We start from the raw sequence: 6,958 nt of genomic DNA, 5'->3' as shown, positions 1-6,958 counted from the left end.
ATTGTCGTAAAGTCTATCTTGTCTGACCAATATATAAATGGTAAAATAGTACTATAAATTAACCAGTGTGATCTCAAGAAACGGAAGCACGTATAAAGACGAAAGGCTTCCGTTTTTTATATGCCAGGATCAAACACAGACCTAAGTGAACGCCTAGTCAAACTAGAGGTGTTCAATGAAAAAGTAGCAGAACCATCATTAGCTCAAATATTAGCCAAACTAGACGGGTTAGTAAGTGAGTCTGTATATATAGAGCGAAATAAATATGTAGATGGAAAAATAAATGATATTGAAAAGAATATCAAAGCAATCCAAGACCATAACGACACACTAGATGGCAATATCTTCATAAAAGCCATCGTTACTGGCGAAAAGAAATTCGTAGGCGTAATCATCAAATACACAGGTTTAACCGTACTCATAGGTGCAGTAGGGCTCTTTTTGCTTACTCAATTTACCCATTTTATTCAAGATAGAACACCCGTTGAAGTAATAGAAAAAGTAAAGGAGGTAACAAAATGATAGAAAAAGCACTAGCTTGGTTCTACGCACGAAAAGGACGAGTTTCTTATTCAATGGAAAATCGTAATGGTCCAGATTCATACGACTGCTCAAGCTCTGTATACCACGCTCTAAAAGAAGCAGGTCTTTTACCTGCAAGTTACTGGATTGGCAATACAGACACTCTATTCGACGCTCTAGAAAAGAATGGTTGGGTACGACTGCCTGAGGACGCAAACGGCGAGGCAGATACACAACGAGGAGATATTTTTATTTGGGGTATTCGAGGTAACTCTGGAGGCGCATTAGGACATACAGGAATGTTTGTGGACGCAGATAACGTAATTAACTGTCGCTATCAGGCAGGTATTGTAATAGATAATCACGACTGGCTCTGGAGTGCGTCTGGTTGTCCACCGTACGCATTTTACAGGTATGTAGGCAAACCAAAAGAAACAAAGCGTGTAGCACTTCCTGAAGTCTACTATGCAGATGAAGTAGCAACTGTATTCGACTTACGACAAATTAGATGTAACCGATTGATTGATGAGTTCGACTGGGGAGATAACGGTATACCTGTTTCTGTAGCAGTGAGAACAGATAAAGACGGCTATCTACTGGACGGAGAGATAAATACAGGAGATTACTTCCGAATTGTCGGCGGTACAGAGGTATTAGACGAAACCACCGAAAACAACAAACGCTACCTACAGTTGAAAATGGCAGACGATGGTATTTGGGTATTAGCAGAACGAGTGCGCGAATTAGCGAATGGAGACGCAGGTACACCACGACCGCAACCACGTCCTCAGCCACAACCAGCCCCAAAGACACCAGAAATACAGCAGGTACCTCAGCCTAAAGAAAAGCCGCAGGAGCAGCCGCTAGCACCACAACCAACCAACGAAGACGTTATGAGGTCTATCGGCAAATTAAGCCAAGATATCGCTAAGAATAAAAGTCTATTAGAGAAGATTATCGATTTTTTGATGAGCATTTTTAAGTTCAATAAATAAGGAGGAAATATGAAAACTACCAAATATAATGCACTAGAAGAATTGCACAATGAACTGAATCGCGGCACACCAGGCGATGAAGTTTCTCTTAATATCGGTGGCAAAGAGGTACTGAGAGTCAAGTTTCAAACTGGCGGCACAGCTACCACAGAGCGCAACGGTGTATTTATTGAGGACTTGCTTATTGTAGCTTACTCAAAACTAGCAGACTACAACCGAGGATTGCCTTGTCGTGAAAACAGTTTAGCTCTTACGAAAATTGAGGAAGCTATTATGTGGCTGGCTAATCGTAAGGTTGAGCGTGAATCTCGCGGCGTGTACGGTACTGAGGAAAAATAGAAGGAGGAGATATGAAATCACTAGAAGCTCTAAAGAACATTAATTATAAAGACGTAGCTATTCGAGCTGGATGGACGTTCTTACAGACGTTTATCGCGACATTTCTACTTGCGGGCGTAAACTTAGTAAACTTGTTATTCGCAGCAAGCTGGCACGAACTGTATGCTCTAACAATAGCTACCACTCTGTCTGCAATCGCGGCTGGATTGTCTGCAGCTAAGACTATCATCTTAGACTTAGTACGTCAGATGAAAGAAGCTGTTGAGTAATTCGGAAATCCCGAACAACTGAACAGTTCGGAAATCCCGAACAGTTGACTGAACGTAAAATATTTGCTAGGATAGAAGTATCAATTTCAGATTGCCGGCCTCTATCGATTGAAAAAAGGTTTTCTTTCGATTGGGGCCGCTTTATTTTGCCCTGAAATACTAAAAAATAGGATTTTTCTGTCAAGCCCTTAGCACTACGGACTTGTGGAAAACTCCTCGGAAACGTAAAACGCCAGAGCTAGTAATGGTGCTAGTTAGCTGTTGGCTCAAAATTTGGAGGGTTAACAGAGGTGAAAACCACTAATATTAATTCTAATGCTAATGCAAAAAAGTTTCATAGAAACTATAATTCTAATTCTAATACTAATATTAGTCGTGATAAGTATGCTAAATCCAAGCAAATAGAGAATATGGCGACTAGATTGTGCCAGATGTTTGGGAATGAACAATACTTCGCATTTTACTGTAAAGTATTCTGGAAATTACCAGAAGCTACAGTTTGGCAATTAGCGGAAACCGCACTAGAAGCAAAACAAACTCCAGGACGATTATTTACGTATTTATGCAAAAAGGCAGGCGTATGAGTTTTGACACTAAGGAAGCTAGACGTAAACTTATTGAACGGATTAATAAGGCTAAAGCAGATCGAGAACAACTTAGACTATTACGTAAGAATAAAAATGGCTGTGATCATGAATGGAAGACGTATAAGCAGATTATCAAGATTGATCATTTTGCTACTGTCATGAAGGGTCAAATACGTCAATATAGCGGTCCAACAGCGCCATATTTCATAGTTAAAGGCTGCCATAAATGTCATGAGAAGCATTACATTGACTTAAAAAATCTGTAAAATAGAACAATTGGGGCGTAAAGGTTACAAATTAAACCTAAGTCACTCTAAGGAGAGAAGAATGACCGCACCAATTCTATCAATCACAACATCAAGAGCTACTGTAATAAGTGAATTACAGAAGATAGACGAAGTACTAGACGTAGAATATCAGACAGAGAACATCAGAGAGCTAGCGTTTCAGTTTATCCATTATTCAGCAATAGTCGAAGATATGTCACCAGCTACAGTAGCTACTAGAGTAGTACGTCTTAAACAATTTGTTAATTTCTGTGATGAATTACACAAGACTAATATAACCGAGCTGTCGCTTAGATGGCTCGACTTTTATTTTTATGAATACAGAAAAACTCACGCAGCTTCAACTACAAACTCAACAAAACGAGTAATAAAAGCATTCTTCAAATGGTGTAATGAACACATGAATCTAAACTGTATTAATTCTGAGCTTATTAAGTCACGTAAGAACGCTAAACCACGACCAAGATATATACAACATCATGTTATACAACTAGTACTTAACAGGACGTCAAATAACGCGAAAGAGCGACACATAAACATGCTAATAGATTTTGCATACGACACTGGATTACGTATTTCAGAGATTGCCAATGTTAGCTATAGAGATATAGACGGATTGAACTTATACGTAAAGGGTAAAGGTTCTAAAGATCGTACAGTATTCCTAACTAAACGATTAAAAGACAAGATAGATGAATTCGCGACAGACTACAACCGATTATCTGGTCCTCTATTCAATACAAACGATAAAACAGCTAGAGTGTGGATCCAAAAAGCATTTAAGAAATATGCAGATATTCATATAACACCTCATCAATTAAGACATAGTTTTGCAGTGCGTCTACTAATAGCTGGTTGCGATCTTATGACAATACAAAAATTACTTGGCCATCGCGACCTATCTACGGTCCAGATATACCTACAAATTAAAGATGATCTGGCAGAGAGTCAGTTCTATAAAGCAATGGATCACGCTCAAGGCTATTGACATATTTAGTCATTTTTGCTATACTGGTGACAGTTGAGAAAGGCATATACTTTCCAAGCAACTTTACACCAATAATTTCAAAGGCTCTCTACCAAACATTGAAAATGGCAGAGAATTTGATTGCTACTACATATAATTGTTGTGGTGGACAGTCGTAGTTATGGGGAGGCGCACCTCACCAAGTTCCTACGATTGAAATAAGTCTGATGAGCGTTCTGATAAATATCAGAGCGTTTTTAATAGAAAAAAGTAGGTAAATTATGAATGAATTTATTTTAGTAGCAATAAAATTATTGATCGGATTTTTTGCGCTGACGATAATAATTAACATTACGGGAAAAGGTAATCTGGCACCATCTTCCGCTAGCGATCAAGTTCAGAATTACGTACTTGGTGGTATTATTGGCGGCGTTATTTACAATAATGATATTAAGATTTTGGACTATGTTGGGATTTTGTGTATATGGTGTGTACTGGTGTTGACGCTGAAGTGGATAAAGAAGCATAGCGTTAAGGCTAAACAGCTGATTGACGGTAAGGCTTTGATAATTATAGATAATGGAAAGATAAATATCGAAAACTGCGAGAAGGTCGGCTTAAGTGCTCATGACGTTTCTTTCAAGCTTCGAACCCATAATGTTTACTCGACGAAAGATGTGAAAAGAGCTGTTGTTGAACAGGATGGCGAGCTCATTGTTTCGCACAAAGGCGAGGAAAATCCGAAATTCCCGTTAATAACGGACGGTCAATTGCAAGCTGATATCTTGGATGTAATCGGAAAAGACGAAAAGTGGCTGCTTGGTCAGCTTAAAAAACGAGGCTTAGAATCTTACGGAGATGTATTTTTGGGCGAGTATGTCGACGGTGATTTGATTCTGACTGCTTATAATTAAAGATGAATTAACTGGGTGAGACGAAAAATGTCATTGTTTGATAGTGTTGTGAAGTTAACTCTACCACTACATCTGGTGGTGTCGTATAATGGTTTATAGACAAAGTAAAAAGAGGAAGAATGTAGAAAATGCTGTATGATGGTCATATTAATTGTGGGGCAGATATTTTGAGTGAAGATACTTCTGATAAACGGGATAAATATAAAGATTATGAGGAAATTGCAAATGATGAAGATTTGCAAAGAAGCGTCGGTAGCGAGGAGTTAGAAAACTGTACGACAGAATCTAGCCAAAACAGTGATGATTACTATCTAGACCTGAAAGCTCTCACCGAGGCTGCTAATGACAAGAAAATTAACGAGAATATGGCTAGGTTGGCGACTGAATGCGCGGGTCTCTATCCCATAGAGGAGTGCGATACTGAAGATGGAACCTTATTCTAGTTGAGTGTTTTTATTACTGGACAATAAGTAAAACTCCGCAATACCCTGGAATTGTCATTTGGAGATTTTCTGCGGCAATTAAATCGACAGAGTGAGTTGAGGTAATAATCTTGGCGTTTTCTGGAATGGAGAAGCTTTGTTTCTCGTCTGCGAAATTGATGAAAATGTAAGCACGTTGATCAGCCAGCTCTCTTTTTAACCCGAGAATAAATCCGTTGCCAGTGTTTTGCACGATGCTCAAATTGCCATTTTTAAGAATTGGGAAGGTTTGGCGTAATTTTAGCAGCTTTCGGTGCATATTAAGCAGAGAATTGTTTGTGATTTTTTCGCTATCAACGTTAATCTTCGTGTGATTATCATTAATGGGAAGCCAAGGTTTTACGCTTGAAAAGCCCGCAAATTGCGAATCATTCCATTGTATTGGCGTGCGTTCCAAATCTCGGCTATCAACAACAGAATTGGCGGGGCTAAAATTATCTTGAATGTCATCAGCGGTCAATTCTCCATTTATCATGCCAATTTCGTCGCCGTAATAAACTACGCTAATTCCTGGAGTGAGGAGATTTAAGAAGCTGAGGGCGCGGGCGCGTTCTTCGCCCAATCTGGAGGCGACTCGCGGCTGATCGTGATTTCCGATGCAGAAAAATGGCGTGGTTGAGCTTGCTGATTGTAGATAATTCTCAATTTTTTTCTCAATATTTTTAGCGTGCCATTCGTTGTCGCGATATTCCATAAAAAACGCCGAGGCTTTCGGGTGGACTGTCAGGATTTGGCTGTATTGATGATAAATATCATCCAGCTTATCGTCGGGATAAAATTCAAACACCATTTGCTTGTCGTCATATTCATCGCAAACTGACGCCAATTCTCGCAAATATTCCTGAAAATGCGGTCCCATTTTACAGTGGTCGTGAATAAATGCTCCGTAATCGTTTGGATTGCCATAAAAGTCAGGATTTGGAGAATCGTCTTTAAAGTCGGGATCTTTGGAAATTCCCCAAATTGCATCGACGCGCATTCCATCGACGCCCACATTAAACCAAAATCGCACTATACTTTTTATTTCAGCACGCACTGCAGGATTGTCCCAATTCAGATCTGGCTGCGTTTTCAGGAACGAATGCAGGTAAAATTGCCCAGTGTGCTCGTCAAATTCCCACGAACTGCCGCCAGACAAACTTCGCCAATTGTTAGGCTCGCTATCATCTTTTCCGTCGCGCCAAATATAGTAATCTCGCTTGGGGTTGTCGCGTGAAGATCTGGATTCTTGAAACCACGGATGTTGGTCTGAAGTGTGGCAGGGAACGAGGTCGATCATAACTTTAATGTCGAGATCATGGGCTTTTTTAAGGAGTGTCTGGAAATCGTGCATTTTTCCGAAAGTCGGATCAATAGCTCGATAATTTGCGATATCATAACCAAAGTCGGTCAGCGGTGATACGAAGAATGGGGAAATCCAAATCGAATCGATGCCCAGCCATGATAAATAATTCAGCTTCTCGGTAATGCCGTTCAAATCGCCAATTCCATCGCCATTCGTATCCAGAAAACTGCGCGGATAAATTTGATAAAGAGAGGCGACATCTTGCCAAGTTTTCATGATTTAAGTATAAGCGAGATGATAGGGAAAATCAA

The 6,958-nt window shown here is 39.7% G+C and carries 10 protein-coding genes; 9 read left to right on the top strand and 1 reads right to left on the bottom strand.

Going from position 1 to position 6,958, the window contains the following annotated elements:
* Window positions 1–120 precede the first annotated feature (120 nt).
* The 9 genes from LRM47_RS03220 (at window position 121) to LRM47_RS03180 (ending at window position 5,323) form a co-directional block, all read left to right on the top strand.
* Window positions 121–522, top strand: coding sequence for a hypothetical protein (locus LRM47_RS03220; RefSeq protein ID WP_243822762.1), 402 nt, complete (start codon window positions 121–123; stop codon window positions 520–522).
* Window positions 519–1,517 carry a peptidoglycan amidohydrolase family protein gene (locus tag LRM47_RS03215; RefSeq protein WP_243822761.1) on the top strand — a complete coding sequence of 333 codons (999 nt, stop codon included), beginning with the start codon at window positions 519–521 and terminating at the stop codon, window positions 1,515–1,517. The genes LRM47_RS03220 and LRM47_RS03215 overlap by 4 nt, the downstream gene beginning before the upstream one ends.
* A 9-nt stretch (window positions 1,518–1,526) precedes the next feature.
* On the top strand, window positions 1,527–1,856 hold the full coding sequence (locus LRM47_RS03210) for an Acb2/Tad1 domain-containing protein (protein ID WP_243822760.1): 330 nt from the start codon (window positions 1,527–1,529) through the stop codon (window positions 1,854–1,856).
* Window positions 1,857–1,867: 11 nt separating this feature from the next.
* On the top strand, window positions 1,868–2,125 hold the full coding sequence (locus LRM47_RS03205; protein WP_243822759.1) for a hypothetical protein: 258 nt from the start codon (window positions 1,868–1,870) through the stop codon (window positions 2,123–2,125).
* Window positions 2,126–2,415: 290 nt separating this feature from the next.
* The gene (locus LRM47_RS03200) at window positions 2,416–2,709 is read left to right on the top strand and encodes a hypothetical protein (protein WP_243822758.1); all 294 of its coding nucleotides are present in this window, start codon (window positions 2,416–2,418) and stop codon (window positions 2,707–2,709) included.
* Entirely contained in the window at window positions 2,706–2,978 is a 273-nt protein-coding gene (locus LRM47_RS03195) for a hypothetical protein (protein WP_243822757.1), read from the top strand. Before LRM47_RS03200 ends, LRM47_RS03195 begins: the two co-directional genes overlap by 4 nt.
* Window positions 2,979–3,039: 61 nt before the next feature.
* Entirely contained in the window at window positions 3,040–3,987 is a 948-nt protein-coding gene (locus LRM47_RS04165; RefSeq protein ID WP_320412897.1) for a tyrosine-type recombinase/integrase, read from the top strand.
* A 260-nt stretch (window positions 3,988–4,247) separates the two neighbouring features.
* Window positions 4,248–4,880, top strand: coding sequence for a DUF421 domain-containing protein (locus LRM47_RS03185; RefSeq protein WP_243822756.1), 633 nt, complete (start codon window positions 4,248–4,250; stop codon window positions 4,878–4,880).
* 128 nt (window positions 4,881–5,008) lie between these two features.
* On the top strand, window positions 5,009–5,323 hold the full coding sequence (locus tag LRM47_RS03180) for a hypothetical protein (protein ID WP_243822755.1): 315 nt from the start codon (window positions 5,009–5,011) through the stop codon (window positions 5,321–5,323).
* 13 nt (window positions 5,324–5,336) lie between these two features.
* Here LRM47_RS03180 and LRM47_RS03175 read toward each other — a convergent pair whose 3' ends face one another.
* Window positions 5,337–6,923, bottom strand: coding sequence for an alpha-amylase family glycosyl hydrolase (locus LRM47_RS03175; RefSeq protein WP_243822754.1), 1,587 nt, complete (start codon window positions 6,921–6,923; stop codon window positions 5,337–5,339).
* Window positions 6,924–6,958 lie beyond the last annotated feature (35 nt).

It is taken from the genome of Candidatus Nanosynbacter sp. TM7-076 (genome assembly GCF_022828325.1).
In the GTDB taxonomy this organism is placed as follows: domain Bacteria; phylum Patescibacteriota; class Saccharimonadia; order Saccharimonadales; family Saccharimonadaceae; genus Nanosynbacter.
This window is presented reverse-complemented; position numbering and strand designations above follow the sequence as displayed.

What these genes read in the sequence shown, in the direction of transcription:
- LRM47_RS03220 (WP_243822762.1), top strand. Translation starts at nt 121, where the DNA reads ATGCCAGGATCAAACACAGACCTAAGTGAACGCCTAGTCAAACTAGAG.
- LRM47_RS03215 (WP_243822761.1), top strand. Translation starts at nt 519, where the DNA reads ATGATAGAAAAAGCACTAGCTTGGTTCTACGCACGAAAAGGACGAGTT.
- LRM47_RS03210 (WP_243822760.1), top strand. Translation starts at nt 1,527, where the DNA reads ATGAAAACTACCAAATATAATGCACTAGAAGAATTGCACAATGAACTG.
- LRM47_RS03205 (WP_243822759.1), top strand. Translation starts at nt 1,868, where the DNA reads ATGAAATCACTAGAAGCTCTAAAGAACATTAATTATAAAGACGTAGCT.
- LRM47_RS03195 (WP_243822757.1), top strand. Translation starts at nt 2,706, where the DNA reads ATGAGTTTTGACACTAAGGAAGCTAGACGTAAACTTATTGAACGGATT.
- LRM47_RS04165 (WP_320412897.1), top strand. Translation starts at nt 3,040, where the DNA reads ATGACCGCACCAATTCTATCAATCACAACATCAAGAGCTACTGTAATA.
- LRM47_RS03185 (WP_243822756.1), top strand. Translation starts at nt 4,248, where the DNA reads ATGAATGAATTTATTTTAGTAGCAATAAAATTATTGATCGGATTTTTT.
- LRM47_RS03180 (WP_243822755.1), top strand. Translation starts at nt 5,009, where the DNA reads ATGCTGTATGATGGTCATATTAATTGTGGGGCAGATATTTTGAGTGAA.
- LRM47_RS03175 (WP_243822754.1), bottom strand. Translation starts at nt 6,923, where the DNA reads ATGAAAACTTGGCAAGATGTCGCCTCTCTTTATCAAATTTATCCGCGC.